General features: G+C 65.1%; 18 protein-coding genes. 11 read left to right on the top strand and 7 right to left on the bottom strand.

Annotation, left to right across the window (positions count from 1 at the left end; all coding sequences use genetic code 11):
* Window positions 1–211 precede the first annotated feature (211 nt).
* Together rpmI and rplT are read left to right on the top strand one after the other, a co-directional pair.
* A complete protein-coding gene (gene rpmI, locus WHZ77_RS00305; RefSeq protein WP_008143958.1) occupies window positions 212–412 on the top strand; it encodes a 50S ribosomal protein L35 in 201 nt (66 codons plus the stop codon).
* Window positions 413–492: 80 nt separating this feature from the next.
* The gene (gene rplT / locus WHZ77_RS00300; RefSeq protein WP_011083533.1) at window positions 493–852 is read left to right on the top strand and encodes a 50S ribosomal protein L20; all 360 of its coding nucleotides are present in this window, start codon (window positions 493–495) and stop codon (window positions 850–852) included.
* A gap of 14 nt (window positions 853–866) precedes the next feature.
* On the opposite strand, the gene WHZ77_RS00295 is transcribed toward rplT, so the two are convergent.
* Window positions 867–1,274 (bottom strand): hypothetical protein, encoded by a 408-nt coding sequence (locus tag WHZ77_RS00295; protein ID WP_375314870.1) that lies wholly within the window; start codon window positions 1,272–1,274, stop codon window positions 867–869.
* A 193-nt stretch (window positions 1,275–1,467) separates the two neighbouring features.
* Here WHZ77_RS00295 and pheS point away from each other — a divergent pair, with 193 nt between their 5' ends.
* The 4 genes from pheS to WHZ77_RS00275 all read left to right on the top strand — a co-directional run bounded on the left by pheS (window position 1,468) and on the right by WHZ77_RS00275 (window position 6,279).
* The gene (gene pheS, locus WHZ77_RS00290; RefSeq protein ID WP_375311868.1) at window positions 1,468–2,550 is read left to right on the top strand and encodes a phenylalanine--tRNA ligase subunit alpha; all 1,083 of its coding nucleotides are present in this window, start codon (window positions 1,468–1,470) and stop codon (window positions 2,548–2,550) included.
* Window positions 2,551–2,636: 86 nt separating this feature from the next.
* Entirely contained in the window at window positions 2,637–3,107 is a 471-nt protein-coding gene (locus WHZ77_RS00285) for an endonuclease domain-containing protein (protein ID WP_375311867.1), read from the top strand.
* On the top strand, window positions 3,104–5,512 hold the full coding sequence (gene pheT, locus WHZ77_RS00280; protein WP_375311866.1) for a phenylalanine--tRNA ligase subunit beta: 2,409 nt from the start codon (window positions 3,104–3,106) through the stop codon (window positions 5,510–5,512). Before WHZ77_RS00285 ends, pheT begins: the two co-directional genes overlap by 4 nt.
* Window positions 5,509–6,279, top strand: a complete 771-nt coding sequence (locus WHZ77_RS00275) for a sulfite exporter TauE/SafE family protein (RefSeq protein WP_375311865.1) — start codon at window positions 5,509–5,511, stop codon at window positions 6,277–6,279. The genes pheT and WHZ77_RS00275 overlap by 4 nt, the downstream gene beginning before the upstream one ends.
* 174 nt (window positions 6,280–6,453) lie before the next feature.
* Here WHZ77_RS00275 and WHZ77_RS00270 read toward each other — a convergent pair whose 3' ends face one another.
* Window positions 6,454–7,851, bottom strand: a complete 1,398-nt coding sequence (locus WHZ77_RS00270; RefSeq protein ID WP_375311864.1) for a flavin monoamine oxidase family protein — start codon at window positions 7,849–7,851, stop codon at window positions 6,454–6,456.
* 190 nt (window positions 7,852–8,041) lie between these two features.
* Between WHZ77_RS00270 and WHZ77_RS00265 the strand changes: the two genes are divergently transcribed.
* On the top strand, window positions 8,042–9,022 hold the full coding sequence (locus WHZ77_RS00265; protein ID WP_375311863.1) for a YiiX/YebB-like N1pC/P60 family cysteine hydrolase: 981 nt from the start codon (window positions 8,042–8,044) through the stop codon (window positions 9,020–9,022).
* A gap of 6 nt (window positions 9,023–9,028) precedes the next feature.
* On the opposite strand, the gene WHZ77_RS00260 is transcribed toward WHZ77_RS00265, so the two are convergent.
* On the bottom strand, window positions 9,029–9,304 hold the full coding sequence (locus WHZ77_RS00260) for a metal-sensitive transcriptional regulator (RefSeq protein ID WP_007598521.1): 276 nt from the start codon (window positions 9,302–9,304) through the stop codon (window positions 9,029–9,031).
* 62 nt (window positions 9,305–9,366) lie between these two features.
* Between WHZ77_RS00260 and WHZ77_RS00255 the strand changes: the two genes are divergently transcribed.
* Together WHZ77_RS00255 and nikR are read left to right on the top strand one after the other, a co-directional pair.
* Window positions 9,367–11,805 (top strand): heavy metal translocating P-type ATPase, encoded by a 2,439-nt coding sequence (locus tag WHZ77_RS00255; RefSeq protein ID WP_375311862.1) that lies wholly within the window; start codon window positions 9,367–9,369, stop codon window positions 11,803–11,805.
* Between the two features lie 78 nt (window positions 11,806–11,883).
* Complete coding sequence (gene nikR / locus WHZ77_RS00250; protein WP_375311861.1) at window positions 11,884–12,330, top strand: nickel-responsive transcriptional regulator NikR; 447 nt, start codon at window positions 11,884–11,886, stop codon at window positions 12,328–12,330.
* Window positions 12,331–12,491: 161 nt separating this feature from the next.
* Here nikR and WHZ77_RS00245 read toward each other — a convergent pair whose 3' ends face one another.
* Window positions 12,492–14,135 (bottom strand): protease pro-enzyme activation domain-containing protein, encoded by a 1,644-nt coding sequence (locus WHZ77_RS00245; RefSeq protein ID WP_375311860.1) that lies wholly within the window; start codon window positions 14,133–14,135, stop codon window positions 12,492–12,494.
* Window positions 14,136–14,404: 269 nt separating this feature from the next.
* Here WHZ77_RS00245 and WHZ77_RS00240 point away from each other — a divergent pair, with 269 nt between their 5' ends.
* Together WHZ77_RS00240 and WHZ77_RS00235 are read left to right on the top strand one after the other, a co-directional pair.
* On the top strand, window positions 14,405–15,577 hold the full coding sequence (locus WHZ77_RS00240) for a hypothetical protein (protein WP_375311859.1): 1,173 nt from the start codon (window positions 14,405–14,407) through the stop codon (window positions 15,575–15,577).
* 85 nt (window positions 15,578–15,662) lie between these two features.
* Window positions 15,663–16,403: a sulfate transporter family protein gene (locus tag WHZ77_RS00235; protein WP_375311858.1), complete on the top strand. Its 741-nt coding sequence runs from the start codon at window positions 15,663–15,665 to the stop codon at window positions 16,401–16,403.
* A gap of 111 nt (window positions 16,404–16,514) precedes the next feature.
* Here the strand turns inward: WHZ77_RS00235 and WHZ77_RS00230 are convergent, their stop codons facing one another.
* From WHZ77_RS00230 to nth, 3 genes are read right to left on the bottom strand one after another with little or no spacing between them, the layout of a single operon-like run.
* Entirely contained in the window at window positions 16,515–18,143 is a 1,629-nt protein-coding gene (locus WHZ77_RS00230) for an MFS transporter (RefSeq protein ID WP_375311857.1), read from the bottom strand.
* Window positions 18,130–19,257, bottom strand: coding sequence for an HlyD family secretion protein (locus tag WHZ77_RS00225; RefSeq protein WP_375311856.1), 1,128 nt, complete (start codon window positions 19,255–19,257; stop codon window positions 18,130–18,132). The genes WHZ77_RS00230 and WHZ77_RS00225 overlap by 14 nt, the downstream gene beginning before the upstream one ends.
* Window positions 19,258–19,315: 58 nt before the next feature.
* On the bottom strand, window positions 19,316–20,068 hold the full coding sequence (nth, locus tag WHZ77_RS00220; protein WP_375311855.1) for an endonuclease III: 753 nt from the start codon (window positions 20,066–20,068) through the stop codon (window positions 19,316–19,318).
* Window positions 20,069–20,090 lie beyond the last annotated feature (22 nt).

Genomic DNA, 20,090 nt, shown 5'->3' with positions numbered 1-20,090 from the left:
CAGATTTCACCGGTTCATCGTTGCCAATTCGCCCGTTCTCTGTCATAAGCCCGGCCTTCATCGCCCGGCTGATTAAGGGCTGCCGTGGCGGTGTTTCGTGCGGGTTTCGCGCTTGTTCGTAGAAACCTGAGCACAATCAACGCTCTAACGAGCATTTTTGACGGCCAAGCCGCCTTCGCGGGCGGATTTCGTTGGCCATTAGGAGAGCCAAATGCCCAAGCTGAAGACCAAATCGGGCGCCAAAAAGCGCTTCAAGGTGACTGCCACCGGCAAAGTGATGTTCGCCCATCGCGGCAAGCGTCACGGCATGATCAAGCGGACGAAGAAGCAGATCCGTCAGCTCCGCGGCACCGCCGTGCTGTTCAAGACCGACGGCGACAACGTCAAGAAGTACTTCTTGCCGAACGCCTGATCGCGTCCAAGATCATTGCCATCAGCGCCGCGTTTTGCGCGGCGATCCGAAAAACCAAGTCATCTCTGAAGGATTTTGTCATGTCTCGCGTCAAACGCGGTGTGACCGCCCACGCCAAGCACAAGAAAGTCTACAAGGCCGCCAAGGGCTTCTACGGCCGCCGCAAGAACACCATCCGCGCCGCCAAGCCGGCCGTAGAGAAGGCCCAGCAGTACGCCTTCCGCGATCGCAAGCGCAAGAAGCGGACGTTCCGCGCGCTCTGGATCCAGCGCCTCAACGCCGCCGTCCGTCCGTTCGGCCTGACCTACAGCCGATTTATCGACGGCCTCGCCAAGTCGGGCATCACCGTGGACCGCAAGGTGCTGTCGGATCTCGCGATCAACGAGCCTGCGTCGTTCCAGGCGATCGCCGAGAAGGCCAAGGCCGCGCTGGCCGCCTGAACCAAGCTTGCGTGCTAACGGCCGGCTCGGCCGGTCTTCAGCGCGCGTCGCGAGTAACGCTGGGCGACCTCCGCCCGGCAGAAGGCTGTTGCCGAAATATACATGGTGCCGGACTTATTCCGGTATTTCCGGTCGCAGACCCGTAACTCGCGCTGATAGCTGAGCTTCTGCGGCGTTTTCAGCTGGCCGAGAAAGTCCGCCTCGCACTTCTTCTCGACGACCTCCCCGAACTGAACGTCGCCACTGGCGCCGTATGAGCAGGCCTCGAACAGCTTCATGGCGCGGTCGCAGCCCGGCGCCGCGTTGAGGGCCGATTTGATGTCGTCCATTACATTGGATTTGGCCGGACATTCCTCGGCGGCGTGAGCCACGCTTGCCATGATAACCAGGGCCATGCCAGCCAGGCAGGATCGTAAACGCATCCTCCGCTCCTTCGTCAGGTTGGTGGTGGCCATGCCTATACCGTTCAAATGCATAGCGTTTTCAAGCGAAGTGGGCACCGGTTCGCGTCAAGAAAACGCGTCAAGAAGATGCCCTGCATTTACGCTGGCTATTCGGCTTGACGTTCCGGCCCGGCTGCGGCCACAACCGGCAGCCTTTTGAAAGGATCCGACCGTGTCCGACCTCGCCAGCCTCGTCCAATCCATCCTCGCACAGATCACCGCCGCCGGCGACGAAGCAACCCTCGAAGCCGTCCGCGTTGCCTCGCTCGGCAAGAAGGGCTCGATCTCCGCTCTTCTCGCGACGCTCGGCAAGATGTCGCCTGAGGAGCGCAAGACGCAAGGCGCCGCGATCAACCAGGCCAAGGACGAGGTCACCCAGGCGCTCGCGGCGAAGCGCGACGTGCTGAAGTCGGCGGCGCTCGACGCACGGCTTGCGGCGGAGACCGTCGACGTAACCCTGCCGCTGCGCGACGCACCGACTGATGCTGGCCGCATCCATCCGCTGAGCCAGGTCTGGGACGAGCTGACGACGATCTTCGCCGACATGGGATTCTCGGTCGCCGAAGGCCCCGACATCGAGACCGACGACTACAATTTCACCAAGCTGAACTTCCCGGAAGGCCATCCCGCGCGCGAGATGCACGACACCTTCTTCTTCCATCCCAAGGAAGACGGCTCGCGCATGCTGCTGCGGACCCACACCTCGCCGGTGCAGGTGCGCACCATGCTGAGCCAGAAGCCGCCGATCCGCGTGATCTGCCCGGGCCGCACCTACCGCATCGATTCGGACGCGACCCATACGCCGCAATTCCACCAGGTCGAAGGCCTCGTCATCGACAAGCACTCGCATCTCGGCCACCTCAAATGGATTTTGCACGAGTTCTGCAAGGCGTTCTTCGAGGTCGACAACATCAACATGCGCTTCCGTCCCTCGTTCTTCCCGTTCACGGAGCCGTCGCTGGAAGTCGACATCCAGTGCCGCCGCGACAAGGGCGAGATCCGCTTCGGCGAGGGTGAGGACTGGCTCGAGATTCTCGGCTGCGGCATGGTGCACCCGAACGTGCTGCGCGCCTGCGGCATCGATCCCGATGAGTACCAGGGTTTTGCCTGGGGCATGGGCATCGACCGCATCGCCATGCTGAAATATGGCGTCGCCGATCTGCGCCAGCTGTTCGACAGCGACGTCCGCTGGCTATCCCACTACGGCTTCAAGCCGCTCGAAGTGCCAACGCTTGCCGGAGGGCTGAGCTCGTGATGCTCGCTCTTAGATATGAGTCCACGAAAGCTCTCTCCGTTCCCTCCCCCCTTGTGGGGGAGGGTCAGGGAGGGGGGTAGCCGCGGATGCCGCACGCAGTTGTGAGCGAACGTCAGCGCAGCCGGGCGAAACAACTTCGCCGGGCGATGACGCGCGCTGAGACACTGCTGTGGCGTTATCTGAAGGCTAATCGCATGGATGGTGTCGGCATCCGACGTCAGACGCCGATTGGAAACTACATCGCGGACTTCGTCTGCTTCTCATCGAAGATCATCATCGAGCTCGATGGGGAATCTCACGATTTCGAAGAACGTCAGAGAGCAGATCAACGTCGCGACGCGTTCTTTGCCGCTGAGGGTTTTCAGGTTCTGCGCTTCACCAATGAACAGGTGATGACGAATCTTGAGGGGGTTGTTGAGGCGATCCGCCAGGCAGCTTCTGCCGGCGCCCGCGGCTCACCCCCCTCCCTGCCCCTCCCCCACAAGGGGGGAGGGAACACCAACACCGACCCAAGCAACTCAGTCACCACCGCTAAGAGCCGAGGCACGCAGCCATGAAATTCACCCTCTCCTGGCTGAAAGACCATCTCGACACCGACGAGCCACTGGAAAAGCTCGCCGACAAGCTCACCATGATCGGGCTCGAGGTCGAGAACATCGAGGACAAGGCGAAGGCGCTGAAGCCTTTCACCATTGCGAAGGTGATCTCGGCCGAGCAGCATCCGAATGCGGATCGGCTGCGCGTCTGCATGGTTGATACCGGTAACGGCGCTGCGCCGGTGCAGGTGGTGTGCGGTGCGCCGAACGCCCGCGCCGGGCTCGTCAGCGTATTCTCGCCGCCCGGCACCTACATTCCCGGCAAGGACATCACGCTTGGAATCGGCACCATTCGCGGCGTCGAGAGCCGCGGCATGCTGTGCTCGGCCGCCGAGCTGCAGATCTCCAACGACCATGACGGCATCATGGAATTGCCCGCGGATGCGCCTGTTGGTGCCGGCTATGCCGAATGGGCCGCGCTCGGTGATCCCGTGGTCGAGATCAACCTGACGCCGAACCGGCAGGACTGCACCGGCGTGCACGGCATCGCGCGCGATCTCGCCGCAGCCGACATGGGCAAGTTCAAGGACCCGACCATCAAGCCGATCAAGGGCGAATTCCCGTGCCCGGTGAAGGTCACGGTCGAGGATGCAGCGCTGTGCCCGGGCTTCGCGCTGCGCCTGGTGCGCGGCGTCAAGAACGGCCCGTCGCCGGAATGGCTGCAGAAGCGGCTGACCGCGATCGGGCTGCGTCCGATCAACGCCCTTGTCGACATCACCAACTTCCTGACCTACGACCGCGCGCGTCCGCTTCATGTGTTCGACGCGAAGAAGGTCAAGGGCAACCTCGTCGTGCGCCGCGCCCGCGACGGCGAGACGCTGCTCGCGCTCGACGGCCGCACCTACAATCTCGATCCCGCGATCTGTGTGATCGCGGATGAGCATGGCGTCGAATCGCTCGCCGGCATCATGGGCGGCGAGGCCTCGGGCTGCGACGAAGACACCGCCGACGTGCTGATCGAATCGGCGCTGTGGAACGAGATCAACATCGCCCAGACCGGCCGCAAGCTCGGTATCAACTCGGACGCTCGCTATCGCTTCGAACGCGGCGTCGATCCGGCCTTCATGGTCCCCGGGCTCGAGCTCGCGACCAAGCTGGTGATGGAGATGTGCGGCGGCACGCCGTCCGAGAACGTCGTGGTCGGCAAGGCCTTTGGCGACGACCGCGTGATCGATTTTCCGGTCACCGAGGTGAAGCGTCTCTCCGGCATCGAGGTGCCGCAGCCGGAGATGAAGCGCATCCTCAGCCATCTCGGCTTCATGATGGCGGGCCCGGGCCCCGTGGTGAAGGTCGCCGTGCCGTCCTGGCGCACCGACGTGCACGGCAAGGCCGACATCGTCGAGGAGGTTATTCGTATCTACGGCGTCGACAAGGTGCCAATGACGCCGTTCGAGCGCGGCGCCGATGCACGAAAGCCCGTGCTGACGCCGCTCCAGCTCCGCACCCGCCGCGCCAGGCGCGCGCTTGCGAGCCGCGGCATCATCGAAGCCGTCACCTGGTCCTTCATCACCAAGCCCGCGGCAGAATTGTTCGGCGGCGGCCAGCGCGAGCTGGAAGTGGCCAACCCGATCGCATCCGATCTGTCCGACATGCGCCCGACCCTTCTCGCGGGCCTGATCGCGGCGGCGCAGGCCAATGCCGATCGCGGCTTTGGCGATGTCGCGCTGTTCGAAGTCGGCCAGGTGTTCAAGGGCGATCGTCCGCAGGATCAATTCATGGCGGCAAGCGGCGTCCGCCGCGGCTTTGCCTCCTCGGAAGGTCTCGGCCGCCACTGGTCGGGCTCGGCGCAGGCCGACGTGTTCGACGCCAAGGCCGATGCGCTGGCGGTGCTGGCCGCCGCCGGGGCGCCGATGCAGGCCTTGCAGATCGTGGCCGGCGGACCCGCCTGGCTGCACCCCGGACGCTCCGGCACGATCCAGATCGGACCGCAGAACGTGCTCGGCCATTTCGGCGAGATGCATCCGCGCGCGCTCGAGGCGCTCGGTGCCGACGGCCCGCTGATGGTGTTCGAGGTGATTCTCGACCGCGTTCCCGAGGCCAAGAAGAAGCCGACCCGCGCCAAGCCTGTGATCGAGCTGTCGGCCTTCCAGCCGGTGTCGCGCGACTTTGCGTTCATCGTCGACCGCGGCGTGAAGGGCGGCGATATCGTTCGTGCCGCGCAGGGCGTCGACAAAAAGCTGATCACCGCCGTGAACGTCTTCGACGTCTACGAGGGCAAGGGTATCGATGACGGCAAGAAGTCGATCGCGATCGCGGTGACGATCCAGCCGCGCGAGAAGACCTTGACCGACCAGGAGATCGAGGCCGTGGCGGCGAAGATCGTCGCGGAAGTGACGAAGAAGACCGGCGGCACTCTGCGGGGATGACATTTACTGACCTTCTCCCAAAGGACGTCAGCTTCACCATTGCGATGGCGCTCTGCGCCGTCGCTTTGGTTTCGGGCACCGCGCGCGGCTTCTCGGGCTTCGGCTCGGCGCTGATCTTCATGCCGCTGGCTAGCAGCATCGCGGCGCCGCGGCTCGTCGCCGCGCTTCTGCTCGTCATCGACTTCGTCGCGGCAGCGCCGCTGCTGCCCGACGCGTGGCGAAAGGCCGACCGCAAGGCCACCGCCGTGATCGTGCTCGGCGCACTGATCGGCGTGCCCGTCGGCACCTATTTCCTCAGCGTGCTCGAGCCCGTGACCACGCGCTGGATCATCTCCGGCTTCGTCGCCGCGCTCCTGCTTCTGCTGCTGTCGGGCTGGCGCTATCGCGGCAAGGACCACGCATGGCTCTCGGTCGGCATCGGCGGCCTGTCGGGCTTCTGCAGCGGGCTGGCACAGACCGGCGGCCCGCCGATCGTCGGCTACTGGCTCGGCCGTCCGATCGCGCCGATCGTCGCGCGCGCCAACATCGTGCTGTTCTTCGGCGCCTCGGACTTCTTCTCGATGGTCAGCTACGCGACGACGGGCCTGATCAGCCGCGAATCGCTGCTGCTCTCGCTCATCGTCGGGCCGGTCTATGCGATCGGCGTCGCGTTTGGCGCCTCGCTGTTCGGCCGCGCCAGCGAGACGGTCTTTCGCAGGATTTGCTATGCGCTGATCGCGATGGCGGTGATCACCGGGCTACCGGTGCTGGACGGGATCTTGCGCTAACTCCGTCCACGAGTCGTCCCCGCCTAGTGCGCAATTGCGCACGGGGGCGGGGATCCATAACCACAGGGAGTGGTATGGGTCGATCTGATCACTCCGAACCTTCGTCAAACTTCTCCCTGGGGATATGGGTCCCGGGCTCGCGCTACGCGCGCCCCGGGACGACAGTGTTGCGGCTTAGTTGCCGTGCTGCCGCGGTGCCCTGCGGCGCTTGGTCGACTGAGTCGGGGTATCGGCCGGCTCGTCCTTGAGCGCGCCGATCTTGCGCAAGGCCGCGTCGGCGGCGCGTTCGCCGCTTTCCCAGGCGCCGTCGACCGTGCCCCACAGCGTCTCGTGCGTGGCTTCGCCGGCGAGAAACAGGTTGCCGATCGGTTCGCTCAATATCTTTCGCGAGAACTGGCCGCCCGGTGAAGCCGCCGACATCGCGCCCATCACGTAGGGCGAGGCGTTCCAGCGCGTCGCGCTGGTTTTCTGCACGGCGGCCGCGGCCTCGCTGCCGAACAGCTTCGTGATCCATTCCCTGGCGAAGGCCGTCATCGCCTTTTCGCCCTGCTCGGAGAGGTCGCGGCCGAACGAGCCGCCGATATCGATCGAACACAGCGAGGAGCCGCCGATGTTGGCGAACATCAGCGCCGTGCGCGTCGAGTTGCTCTGCTCGATGAGAATGTCGTCGCGCGACAGGCCGAGCGGATTGCCCGGCAGCTGCAGCACGATGTGATCATAGCTGCCGAGGGTGAGCTTCGACGCAGCATCGAGTGTCCGCTTGGGAATATCGGGGCCGAACTTGATCGCGCCCGAAATCAGCACGTTGGTCGAGACCGTGATGATGGCGGCGCGGGCGGAGATCTTGCCGGACGGCGTCTCCACGCTGACGTCGCGATTGCTCCAGACGACGCGGCTCGCCGGCGTCGACAGCGCGACCGGCGCCTGCCCGCCGAGCCGGGTGATCAGCGTGCCCAGCCCCTGGCGGCAGGCGATCGCGGCGTTGCGGTCCTGCGCCCGCGCCTTGTCGATCGCCGACAGCTCCTTCAAGTCCTTGCCGGCAAAGCCCGCGCCCAGCATGAATTCGGCCGCGCCGGCCCAGTCGCCGAGATCCTTGGGCAGCACCGACGCGCAGGAGGTATCGAGCTTGCCGCGCGAGGCTTCGTCGATGGCGCGGTTGGCGCGGACCAGCGCCGCCAGAAATTCCTCGGTCTCGCCCGCGCGCGCGTTGCGGCGACCGATGCGCATTTTCTGACCCGATGGCGCCGGCAGCACGTCGAGGCCGACGCCGCGGCCCAGCCGGATCATCGGGTTGGTGTCGGGATTGTGCATCCAGCGCGCGCCGCGGTCGAACGGCACGTCGAAGGTGGTATTGTCGGTGATGCAACGGCCGCCGACTTGCGAGGCTGCTTCGACCACCACGACCTTGCGATTGGCCGCCATGACGCGCCGCGCCGCGGCAATTCCGGCCGCGCCCGCGCCGATCACGATGATGTCGGCCTCGCGCGGCAAGGTCGCGGCGGTCACGCCCAGGACCGGCATCGCGGCAAGAGCTGCGGACGCCGACAGGAAACCACGGCGGGTGATTGTCATGGCATGGTTTCCGGGAACTTGCGGCGAACGGGAACAGCCCGCGAACCTTGCTGCATCTGGTGTTGCACGGCAACCATCATGGTGAATCAATCGTGCTTGATCTCACAGAACGATGAACCGAATTGCAACACGTTTCGACCATGATAGAGATGACAAAAAGACGGCCGGAGAAGGCCGTGGGGAGTTTGAAATGGGGACGGTCCTGGACTCAGTCGGCAAGCTGATTGCCGCGTACCTCTCGAAGGAGGTGCCGGGCTATGAGCCGTTCACGCCGAGCGACCCGGAGCACCTGCGCGGCGTGATCGAGCCCGGCGACGTGCTGCTGGTCGAGGGCAACAACCGCATCTCCGGCATCATCAAATATCTGACGCAGTCGACCTGGTCGCACGGCGCGCTCTATGTCGGCCCGGTCGAAGGCGCCATGGAGCCCGACGGCGAGCCGCATGTGCTGATCGAGGCCAATATCGGCGAGGGCGTCACCTCGGCGCCGCTGTCGAAATATTTCCCCTATCACACCCGCGTCTGCCGGCCGGTCGGACTGTCCTACGAGGACCGCACCACGGTCTGCCGCTATGCGATCAACCGCATCGGCTTCGGTTACGACACCAAGAACATCATCGATTTGATGCGCTTCCTGTTTCCGCTGCCGATTCCGCAGCGCTGGCGGCGGCGCATGATCGCGATCGGGTCGGGCGATCCGACCAAGATCATCTGCTCGGCGCTGATCGCGCAGGCCTTCGACGCCGTGCGCTATCCGATCCTGCCGAAGATCACCAAGGCCGGCAGCCGCGCCGCGCGCCGCGAGATCCTGCACATCCGCGATTCCTCGCTCTACATGCCCCGCGACTTCGACATCTCGCCCTATTTCGAGGTCGTCAAACCCACCATCGTGCACGGCTTCGACTACACCGCCCTGCACTGGGCCGACAAGCAAAAGCCGCTCGAGGAGGTAGCGGGCTCATTCGGTGTCTTTCCAGAAACGTTCATGGCGCCGCCGCTCGTTCCTGAAGCGTTTGACGAAGAAGCGCCGGCTGAGGTTTCGGCTGAGCAAGTGATGCGTGAGGCGGCTGCGGAGATGGCCGTTTCCTTCTCCGAGCATTTTGTTGTGCTGAACGAGCTTGCGATGTACCGCGCGCAGCGCCGCGACCACGCGCGCGAGATCGCGGCGTAGTCCGGCCTACCTTTCCGCCCGACCAATCACCGCCATCAGCTCCGCGATCTTCTCGCGCTGGTCGGCCTTGTCGCCGCTGGCGATCGCGTGCTCGACGCAGTGGGCGACGTGGTCCTTCAAGACCTCTTCCTCGACCCGACGCAGCGCGGCGCGCACCGCGGAGATCTGCGTCACGATGTCGATGCAGTAGCGGTCCTCCTCTACCATTTTCGACAGGCCGCGAACCTGGCCCTCGATCCGGCCGAGACGTTTTCCGACGGATGCCTTGATGTCCTTGCGCATGAGGTCTATATACCCCTACCGGGTATAGGTTGCAAGACCCAAGGCAGGACCGGAGTATGGGCATGGACGCGGACCACGAACATCATCACAACGGGCACTCCGGATGCGGATGCGCCGCCAAGGCTGCCGCGCCCCCCCGGCCCGCGGCCTCGTCATGCTGCGGCGGACATGGCAATCACGCCGGCCACGCGCACGACCATGGCGGCGCCACGACAAAAGTCCTCGATCCCGTCTGCGGCATGACGGTCGATCCCGCGACGTCGAAGCATCGCTTCGAGCATCACGGCGAGACCTTCCATTTCTGCTCGGCCGGTTGCCGCACCAAATTCGCCGCCGATCCCGCCAAATATCTCGCCAAGGACAAGGCGCCCGAGCCTGAGGTGCCGGCGGGCACGATCTACACCTGCCCGATGCATCCGGAGATCCGTCAGGTCGGACCGGGCAGCTGCCCGATCTGCGGCATGGCGCTGGAGCCGGAGGTCGCGAGCCTGGAGACAGGACCCAATCCGGAGCTCGCCGACATGACGCGGCGGTTCTGGATCGGCGGCGCGCTGGCGCTGCCGGCGGTGGTGCTGGAGATGGGAGGCCATCTCGCCGGCCCGCACAACTGGATCGATCCGACCTGGTCGAACTGGATCCAGCTCGTGTTCGCGACTCCTGTGGTGCTGTGGGCCGGCTGGCCGTTCCTCGTCCGCGGCTGGCAGTCTCTGCTGACCCGCAATCTCAACATGTTCACCCTGATCGCGATGGGCACGGGCGTCGCCTATGTCTACAGCCTGATCGGCACAATCGCGCCGCAGATCTTCCCCGCGACCTTCCGCGGCCATGGCGGCGCGGTCGCCGTTTATTTCGAAGCCGCGGCCGTGATCACCGTGCTGGTGCTGCTTGGCCAGGTGCTGGAGCTGCGCGCGCGCGATGCCACCTCGGGCGCGATCAAGGCGCTGTTGCAGCTTGCACCGAAGACCGCGCGGCGCGTGGCGCCTGATGGCAGCGAGCATGAGGTCGAGATCGACACGCTTCACGCTGGCGATCACCTGCGCGTCCGCCCCGGCGAGAAGGTGCCGGTCGACGGGATCATCCTCGAAGGCCGCTCCGCGCTCGACGAGTCGCTCGTGACCGGCGAGTCAATGCCGGTCACCAAGGAGACCGGCGCCAAGGTGATCGCGGGCACGCTGAACCAGTCCGGCAGCTTCATCATGCGTGCCGACAAGGTCGGACGCGAGACCCTGCTTTCGCAGATCGTGCAGATGGTCGCGGACGCGCAGCGCTCGCGCGCGCCGATCCAGCGCCTCGCCGATCAGGTCGCGGGCTGGTTCGTGCCGACGGTGATCGCCGTCGCCGTCGTCGCCTTTGCCGCATGGGCCTGGTTCGGGCCGGAGCCGCGGCTGGCCTTCGGTCTCGTGGCCGCCGTCAGCGTGCTGATCATCGCCTGCCCCTGCGCGCTTGGCCTGGCGACCCCGATGTCGATCATGGTCGGCGTCGGCCGAGGTGCGCAGGCCGGCGTCCTGATCAAGAACGCCGAAGCGCTGGAGCGGATGGAGAAGATCGACACGCTCGTGGTCGACAAGACCGGGACACTGACCGAGGGCAAGCCCAAGGTGGTTGCGATCGTACCGGCGGCCGGCTTTGCAGAAGATGACATCCTGCGGCTTGCAGCCAGCGTCGAGCGCGCCAGCGAGCATCCCCTCGCAGACGCCATCGTGCGTGCGGCCAAGGAGAAGCAGCTCGCGCTCGACCAGGTCGAGCAATTCGATTCGCCGACAGGCAAAGGCGCAACCGGGAAGATCGACGGCAAGACCATCGTGCTCGGCAACGCCAGATACCTCTCGTCGATTGGCATCGACACCAGGGCGATCGACAGCGAAGCCGAACGCCTGCGCGGCGACGGCGCCACTGTGATCAACATGGCGATCGATGGCAAGCTCGCGGGGCTGTTTGCCATTGCCGATCCGGTCAAGGCTTCGACCCCGGAAGCGCTGAAGGCGCTGGCGGCTGAGGGCATCAAGGTGATCATGCTGACGGGCGACAATCGCACCACGGCGGAAGCCGTCGCGCGCCGTCTCGGCATCGCCGATGTCGAGGCCGAGGTGCTGCCGGACCAGAAGAGCGCGGTGGTGACCAGGCTGCAGAAAGCCGGCCGCAGCGTCGCGATGGCCGGCGACGGCGTCAATGACGCGCCGGCGTTGGCGGCGGCCGAGGTCGGCATCGCCATGGGCACCGGCACGGATGTCGCCATGGAGAGCGCCGGCGTCACCCTGCTCAAGGGCGATCTCACCGGGATCGTGCGCGCGCGAAAACTGTCGCAGGCGACGATGAGCAACATCCGGCAGAACCTGTTCTTCGCCTTCATCTACAACGCGGCCGGCATTCCGATCGCCGCCGGCATCCTCTATCCGACGTTTGGCATCCTACTGTCGCCGATCATCGCCGCCGCGGCGATGGCACTGTCCTCGGTCAGCGTGGTCGGGAATGCGCTGCGACTGCGTACGACGCGGCTGTGAGGACGGCGGTGCGCTCCCTCGCCCCGCTCGCGGAACCATGTAGGATGCGTGTAGCCCGGACCGAGCGGAGACCACCTGATGCAGCGGATTACGATCACGATCGAGGACGATCTCCTGGCGGAGATCGATGCGGCGGCGCAAGCGCGCGGCTACCAGAACCGCTCCGAGATCATCCGCGACCTCGCCCGCGCCGGGCTTCAGCAGTCGACCGAGGACACCGCGCAGACCGGCCCCTGCGTCGCCGGCCTCGTCTATGTCTACGACCATGCCGCGCGCGATCTTTCAAAGCGGCTGGTTCAGGAATTCCACGGCCATCATGACCTCGCGCTGGCGACGCTGCATGTTCATCTCGACGACAACAATTGCATGGAGATGACGGCACTGCGGGGCGATGCCGGCGAGGTCAAGCATTTCGCCGACCACATCATCGCCGAGCGCGGCGTGCGCTATGGGCGTGTGATGATGATTCCAACGGGTGAAGGGAAGCCGGTGAAGATGCGGAAGCATGGGCATCGGCATGATTAGGTCTTCTCCCTCTCCCCGCTTGCGGGGAGAGGATTGGGGTGAGGGGGAGTCTCTGCGGGAGCGGTGACAGTTGGATTCGCGGAGAGTCCCCCTCACCCGGAATTCGCGCGTTCCGCGCGATTCCGGCCTCTCCCCGCACGCGGGGAGAGGCGAAGAAAGCATCACGCGGCCAGCAGGTTCTGCAACGCCGCGCCGTTGGGGACGCCGAGGCCGGTGCAGGGATCCCAGCCGGAGCCGGCCTTGTACATGCCGTGCAGGTCGCCGCTGATGTCGTTGTTGCCCTGCGTGATATCGCGGAACACGCCCTGCGCGTGCGAGGCGTAGATCAGCGGGTTGATGAAGCCGACCGTCTTGCCGAACTTCTTGGTCGTGGCCTCGTTGATGCGGGCGATCAAGCCGGCCATCAGCGGCGCCACCGCGCTGGTGCCGCCGATCGTGGTGCCGACGCCGTTGAGGAAGATCTGGTAGCCGGTCGCAGGATCTGCATCGCCGGCAACGTCGGGCACGCCGCGACCATTGTGATGCGTCGGCGATTTCGGCACATGCGCGTGAGCCTGATATTGCGGTCGCGGGAACACGACGCTGACACCACCGCCCCCCGCGCCGCCCTGCAACCCGCCGTTCCAGACCACCTCGTTGATGGTCCCGTTCGACGCCTTCAGATTGGTGCCGCCGCAGGCGAGCGCGAACGGGCTCGAGGCCGGGAAATCCGCATGAGGCCTGCCGTCCCAGCCCTCGCCCATATCGGCCGAGCCGTTGTCACCGGAGGCGACGCAGACGGTGACGCCCATCGCGGCAGCGTCGCGGATCGCCTCGCTCAGGCCGTCCACGAATTGCTGCGAGCTTTCCGAATCTTCCGGCCCGCCCCAGCTGATCGAGATCACCGACGGCTTTCGCGCGGTATCATGGACCGCGGCCTTGACCGCGTCGATGAAACCGTTGGTGGTGTTGGGCGCGAAATAGACCACGATCCTGGCACCCGGCGCGATCGCACCAGCGACCTCGATGTCGAGCACGACCTCGCCGTCGGCGTCGGAATGACCAGGCTTGTTGGCGCCGCCGTCGACGCTGGCGGGCGCGATCAGCGGCATCGGGATGCCGGCCTTCTTGAAGAAGGTCTTCAGATCGGACGTCTTGTAGCCGGCGCCCGTCGGATGGCCCTTCTGGTCGATGTCGTTGAGCTCGATGATAGCGATGCACTGGCCGGCGCCGGTCTCGCCGCCCGGGAAATTGTAGAGCTGGGCGATCTGCTCGACCGAGAAGCTGCCACCTTGCCCCGCGCGCGCGGTCGCACGCTTCGTGGGAAGCTTGCGCCGGAAGTGCGGCTGCGCCACCGGCCGGTTGTCCAGGCCGTGCACACCGACCACGATACCCGCGAGCTCGGCCGGAATCTGCACGCTGCCCTTGCGCATGCGATAGGTCGCGCCTTCGTGCCTGACCTTGTTGAGCTTGACGCCGAAGGCCGCGCTCATCGCCTTCACCGTGCCCGTCAGCTTCACCGTGCGGGAGGCCAGATGCACGCTCTTGACGTTGAGATCGTGGTGATGCGCGAAATCGTCGATCCTGGCGACGTCGGCGGGATCGGCGCCCATCTCCGCGCCGAACTCGGCACGCGAGAGATATTGACGCTCGCGCGGCGGTTGCGCACCGAGCGCCATCACCTGTTCATCGTCCGCGCGCCGGGCGCGCAGGCGAACACTGATCTCGATTTCCTGCTTGGGATCGGCCGCGCCGACGAGCTTGGCTCCCGTGGGCAATTTCCGTGCGCTGTTCGCCAGCGTCACGCGCGTGGTTGAGCTTGCCATGACTTCCTCCGTTTGTGATTGGAAGACAGATTGTCGCACCTCAACTATAGGTCTAGTCTCACCCTCGAATTGGTTCAGCCACTGAACCAAAGTTTTTTCAGAACGACCCTTGTTCGGCAGAGGAAATCTTCCGCCACTCAAATCGACACGGAATCGGTCAGCAGACCCGACCATTCGGTATCGAGGAATGCGATTTAAGATTGTGACGCCGGCTCACCTGCCCGACGAATGGAAGGTGTTTGTCAAAATCAATTGGCGGAGAAGATGCGATGCTGGCCGACCGCAAATGGGTTGAGAGAAACCTTGGTTTCGATCCGATCACGACACCGCCGCCGCGCGAGACCTTTACGGTGAAGCGCGTGGCGAAGGCGGCGGTGAAGAAATCCGCGAAGGTCACGGCGGAAGACTTTCGCCGTGAGATCATCGATTTCAATTCCGAATCCACCGAGGGCCGCGCGTTCATGGCCTTCTCGACCTCCACCGGGCTGTCGCGCTTCACCGACATTCCCTGGCCGAAGGGGCTGGCGCCGCGGACCGGACCAAAGCCCAAGGGCAGCGGCAAGAGCCCGCTGCCGCGCGCCGACGTGCTGGTCGTGACCTGGACCGTCGACGAGGGCCACGCGCTCAGCCGCGTGCTGACGCCGGGCAAGGATTCCCGCAACGACTACGTGCCCTACACGCATAATTACGCGGCCATCTCCAGAAAGATGCGCAACGGCTGTCCGGCCAGGGAGCTGAAGCGGCTCGGCACCTACTGGACCACCACGATCGGCAAGAAGAAGGTGGTGGTGTTCAAATCGGACTCGCACATGTCGCAGGACGGACCGGAGTTGCCGAACGTCGACGTCTGGCGCCAGATCATCACCGAAGTGCAGCCCACGCTCGTCATCACCACGGGTACGGCCGGCGGCATCGGCAAGCAATTCGAGGTCGGCGACGTCGTCGTCAGCCCGATCGTGCGCTTCGACTGCCTGTCCAAATTCAAGAAGCAGCCGTTCGCGCAGGAGCATTTCTCCAGCAGGCCGGCCGTAAGCAAGAAATTCACGCAGGCCAAGGCCCTGTTCAAGGCCAATGCCGGGCAACTGCCGAAGGACAACACCAGGGCGCCGAAGATCGTCGTGGTGAAGCCGGGCGGCCTGACATCGTCCGTCGTCACGACCGACTTCTTCGGCTTCGACACCTCGGACGACCATTTCCATCTGCAGGGCCTTGGCGATGTCTCCGAAATGGGCGACGCCATCCTCGGCCTCGTGGCCCAGGAGATGGGCGACAAGGCGCCGCGCTGGCTTGCGATCCGCAACGTCTCCGATCCGCAGATCAAGGCCGAGGACACCCTGAAGCAGCAGGAGCAGGTCGCCGCCCAGATCTACAAGGGGTTCGGCCGCTGGAGCACGGTCTGCAGCGCCATCACCTGCTGGGCGAGCATTGCCGCGGAGCCTTAAGCCGCAGCCGGGTAAGGTCAGCCTCCCTTGCCGAAGCGATCTGGCATGTCTACCTCTCGCGGGTGATTTCGTGAGAGGAACTGCCATGCTGGATGCCGCCGTCAAGGCGCTGTCGCAAATGATCTCGCCGCCGATGCGCTCGATTCTGTGGCGATCGATCGGGCTTGCCCTGGTGCTGATCGTCGTGCTGGCGATCGGGCTGCAACGGCTGCTGAGCTGGTTTGCAACCTATGGCGAGGTCTGGCTCGAGGGCCTGCTCGGACCGGGCTGGCACGCATCGCTTGAAGTGCTGGCCTGGATCATCTCGATCGCGGCGGGGCTCGGCGTCGTGTTCGGCAGTGTGTTCCTGATGCCCGCGATCACCTCGCTGGTGGCGAGCCTGTTCGTCGACGACGTCGCCGACATCGTCGAGCGCGAACATTATCCCGCCGAGCAGCCGGGCGTCGCGCTGCCATTCAACCAGGCGATCTACGAGGGCATCAAGACGGCGCTGCTGACGATTCTGGTTTATCTGATCGCGTTGCCGCTGGTGTTCCTCGCGGGCGCCGGTTTTCTGGTCTTCTTCTTCGCCGCCGCCTGGCTGCTCGGCCGCGAATATTTCGAGCTTGCCGCGATGCGTTTCCGTTCGCCGGAGGAGGCCAAGGCGATGCGCCGCGACAATGCCGCGATCATCTTCACCGCCGGCCTGTTCATCGCTGCCTTCGTCTCGATCCCGATCGTGAACCTGGCGACGCCGATCTTCGGCATGGCCTTCATGGTTCACATGCACAAGCGCCTGTCAGGGCCGCGGCCCGAGCTGATCGAGCCGGCGCGGCAGATGCGGTGACGGTGCGCTCCCTCTCCCGCTTTCAGGAGAGGGTCGGGGAGAGGGTGTCTCCGCAAGCGGGAGAGGTGTCCAACCCCGTCGCGCGATTGAACGAACCAACGATCATCGCATTCAGGCGACCCTCACTCCGCATTTGCGCAACACCGACTTGGCGAAGCCGAACGGCGCCGGCGTGAACGGGCCGGGCGGCGCACGGGTGATCAGCGCGACGAAGCCGAGCGCGGCCATCGCCAGCCAGAAGCACAGCCAGAAGCCGTCGATATAGGCGAGCACATTGGCCTCGCGCTGCACGAAGCTTGCGAGCGTTCCGACCGCACGCGCCGGCGCCAGGCCGGTGCCATGGGCCGCGAAACGATCGGCGAGCTGCTTCAACAGCCGCACCACGTCGATATCGCCGGTGACGATGTGCTGGCCGAGATAGTAGGAATGGATCTGCTCGCGAACGCGCAGCCAGGTTCCCATCAGCGCGACGCCGATCTCGGCGCCGCCGAGCCGCATGATCTGGATATAGGCGGCAAAAGCGGTGGCGCGGCTGAAATCGGAATTGGACAGCGCCATGATGATGATCGGCAGCAGCGTCAGCGACTGGCCGACCGATTGCAGCAGCACGATGCCGATGAAGTCTTCGCGCGCCCAATCGTGGGTCAGCTGCGTGCCCCAGAGATTGGCGGCGGCGAAGCAGGCGAAGCCCAGCACCACCACCGCGCGCGCGTCGAAATGCCGGAGCAGCCAGATCGAGATCGGCACCAGCACGAACATCGGCAGCGCGCCATAGGTGAGCAGCAACAGGCCGCTCTGCTCCGGTCTCAGCAGGCCGATATTGCCGAGGAAGTTCGGCACCAGCGACGAGTTGGAGAGAGACGTCAGCGTGTAGAGCAGGATCACGACCAGCGACAGCCCGATATTGCGCGAGAACAGGACGTTCACATGCGCCCAGGGCTGGCGCACCAGCGACTCGTTGACGAGGAAAGCCATCAACAGCGCAGCGCCACCGACCAGCAGCGCCATCACCGTGCCGGAGCCGAGCCAGTCCAACCGATTGCCCTGGTCGAGGCCAGCATAGATCATCGACACGGAGGCACCGAGCAGCAGCATGCCGCCCCAATCGGCCTCGCGCAGCAACGCGCGATTGACCGGCTCGCTTGGCGTACCCAGATAGACCATCAGGCCCATCAAGGGCGCGATGACGACGCCCTGCCAGTACAACCATTGCCAGCCGAGATGGTCGACATAGAAGCCGACCAGCGAGCTCGACGTATCCAGCGCGAAACCAACGCGGATCGAATAGATCGAGATCGCCGGCAACCACCAGCGCATCGGCAGATTGCGGAACACGATCATCAGCGTCGCCGGCACGAAGGTGCCGAGCAAGAGGCCGTGCACGACGCTGAGTGCGATCAGCGTCGGGTAATCGCGGACAAAGGGAATGATCAGCGAGACGGCGGCGTAGACGAGGCTCGGAATACCGAGCACGCGACGCAGGCCGAATACGGTCGCAAGCCAGGCCACCGCGGGCGCAATCAGGATCTGCGAGCCGATGCCGGCGGTCGAAAGCCAGGCGCCTTCGTCGAAGGAGAGCCCGAACGCACCGCGCAGATCGGGCAGTCCGACCGTGGTCAACCGGCTGTCGAAATTGGCGAGAAACGAGCCAAGCAACACCGCGGCAACGGCGAACAGCGGCTGTGGCGCGACGCCGCCGCGCGAGAGAGGGCCGCGGCCGGACTCGTCATTGTCCGCCATTCGCGCCCGCGGTGTTGATGTTGGTGACCACCGACATGCCCGGCACCAGCCGCGTCAGCAGCGGCTGATTGTCGTCGAACTGGATGCGCACGGGAATGCGCTGCACGACCTTGGTGAAGTTGCCGGTGGCATTGTCCGGCGGCAGCAGCGCGACCTGCGCACCGGTCGCTGGCGCGATACGCTCGACCTTGCCGCGCAGTTTCTCGCGCGGAAAACTGTCGACGGTGATCTCGACGGGCTGACCCGGTGCGACGTGCGTGAGCTGGATCTCCTTGTAGTTCGCGATCACGTAGACCTTTGGCAACGGCACCACGTTGATGAGATTGGTACCGATGTTGACGTAGTCGCCGGGCTGCACCTGGCGCTCGCCGACGACGCCGTCGAAGGGTGCCGTGATCTTCGTGTAGCCCAGCTTGAGCTTGACGCTCGCCAGCGTCGCCTTGCTGGCTTCGAGATCGGCGGCGCGCTGCTTCCTGGTACCTTGCAGCACCTCGAGCTGGTGCTGCTGGGCTGCGATCACCGCGCGGCTGGCGCGCACATCGGCTTGCGCCTTGGCATAGCCTGCGACCGCCTGCTCGAACCGCTGCCGCGTGCCGGACTCCGTCTGCGACAGCGATTGCTGGCGGTCCTGTTCCTGCTTGGCCTCGACCTGGAGGGCTTCAGCCGACAGCCGTGCAGCGTCGGCCTGCGCGATGGTCGCGTATTGCAGCTCGACCTGGTTGGCAAGATTGTCGAGCACGGCCTGGGCCGCCGCAACCGCCGCTTCGGACTGCGCGACCTGGGCCTGGTAGTCGGCTGGGTCGATCTGGATCAGGAGGTCGCCGGCCTTGACGCGCTGGAAGTCGGTCACCGCGACGGTCAACACCTCGCCGGAGACGCGGCTCGACAGTCGCGTCAGCTCGGAGCGCACATAGGCATCATTGGTGGTCTGAATCACCGCATTGCCGACCCATTCGTCGAAGCGCAGTGTCGCCAGCGCGACGAAGGCGAGCGCGACGATGACGGCAAACAGCGGGATCGCGAGCCGGCTCCAGAGCGAGCTGGCCGTCGGCTTCGGCGGTGGCGCGGGTGCCCCAGCAGGCGGTGGCGACGGGACTTGTTCCTGTTGACTCACGACATGACCCCAAAACAGACTTGCTTCACATCGTCCCGGAACGACGGCGAATACTGCCTCAGACCGTCTTTTCCGGCCACCGGCAAAGATCGTTGATCAGGCATACCTCGCAGCGCGGCTTGCGCGCGAGGCAGGTGTAGCGGCCGTGCAGGATCAGCCAGTGATGGGCGTGCAGCATGAACTCGGCCGGGATTACCTTTTCCAACCCGAGCTCGACCTCGAGCGGCGTCTCGCCCGGCGCAAGGGCGGTGCGGTTGCCGACGCGGAAGACATGCGTGTCGACCGCCATGGTGTGCTCGCCGAATGCCATGTTGAGCACCACGTTGGCAGTCTTTCGCCCGGCACCGGGCAATGACTCGATCCCGGCACGCGTGCGCGGCACCTCGCCGCCGAACTCGCTGAGCAGCTTGGCCGACAGTGCGATCACGTTCCTGGCCTTGGTGCGATAGAGGCCGATGGTCTTGATGTATTCGCGCAGACGTTCTTCGCCGAGGTCGAGCATTTTCTGCGGCGTGTCGGCGACCTCGAACAGAGCGCGCGTCGCCTTGTTGACCCCGGCATCGGTCGCCTGCGCCGACAGCACGACGGCAACCAGCAGCGTGAAGGGATTGACGTGCTCGAGCTCGCCTTTCGGTTCCGGGTTGGCCTTGCGGAAACGGCTGAAGACCTCGCGGACCTCGGCTGGAGTCCAGGGCTTGGGAGCCTTCAGTGATGTCCTTGCGGGGGCTTTCGGCTTCGCGACCGCCGCCTTTGCCTTTTTCTTCGGCACAGCCGCTTTACGCGGAGCCGGCTTGCGGGTGATTTTCGCCATGATCGGGATATACTGAGGGACG

The sequence above is a fragment of the Bradyrhizobium sp. A5 genome, from assembly GCF_042076515.1.
Lineage (GTDB): Bacteria > Pseudomonadota > Alphaproteobacteria > Rhizobiales > Xanthobacteraceae > Bradyrhizobium > Bradyrhizobium cosmicum.
This window is presented reverse-complemented; position numbering and strand designations above follow the sequence as displayed.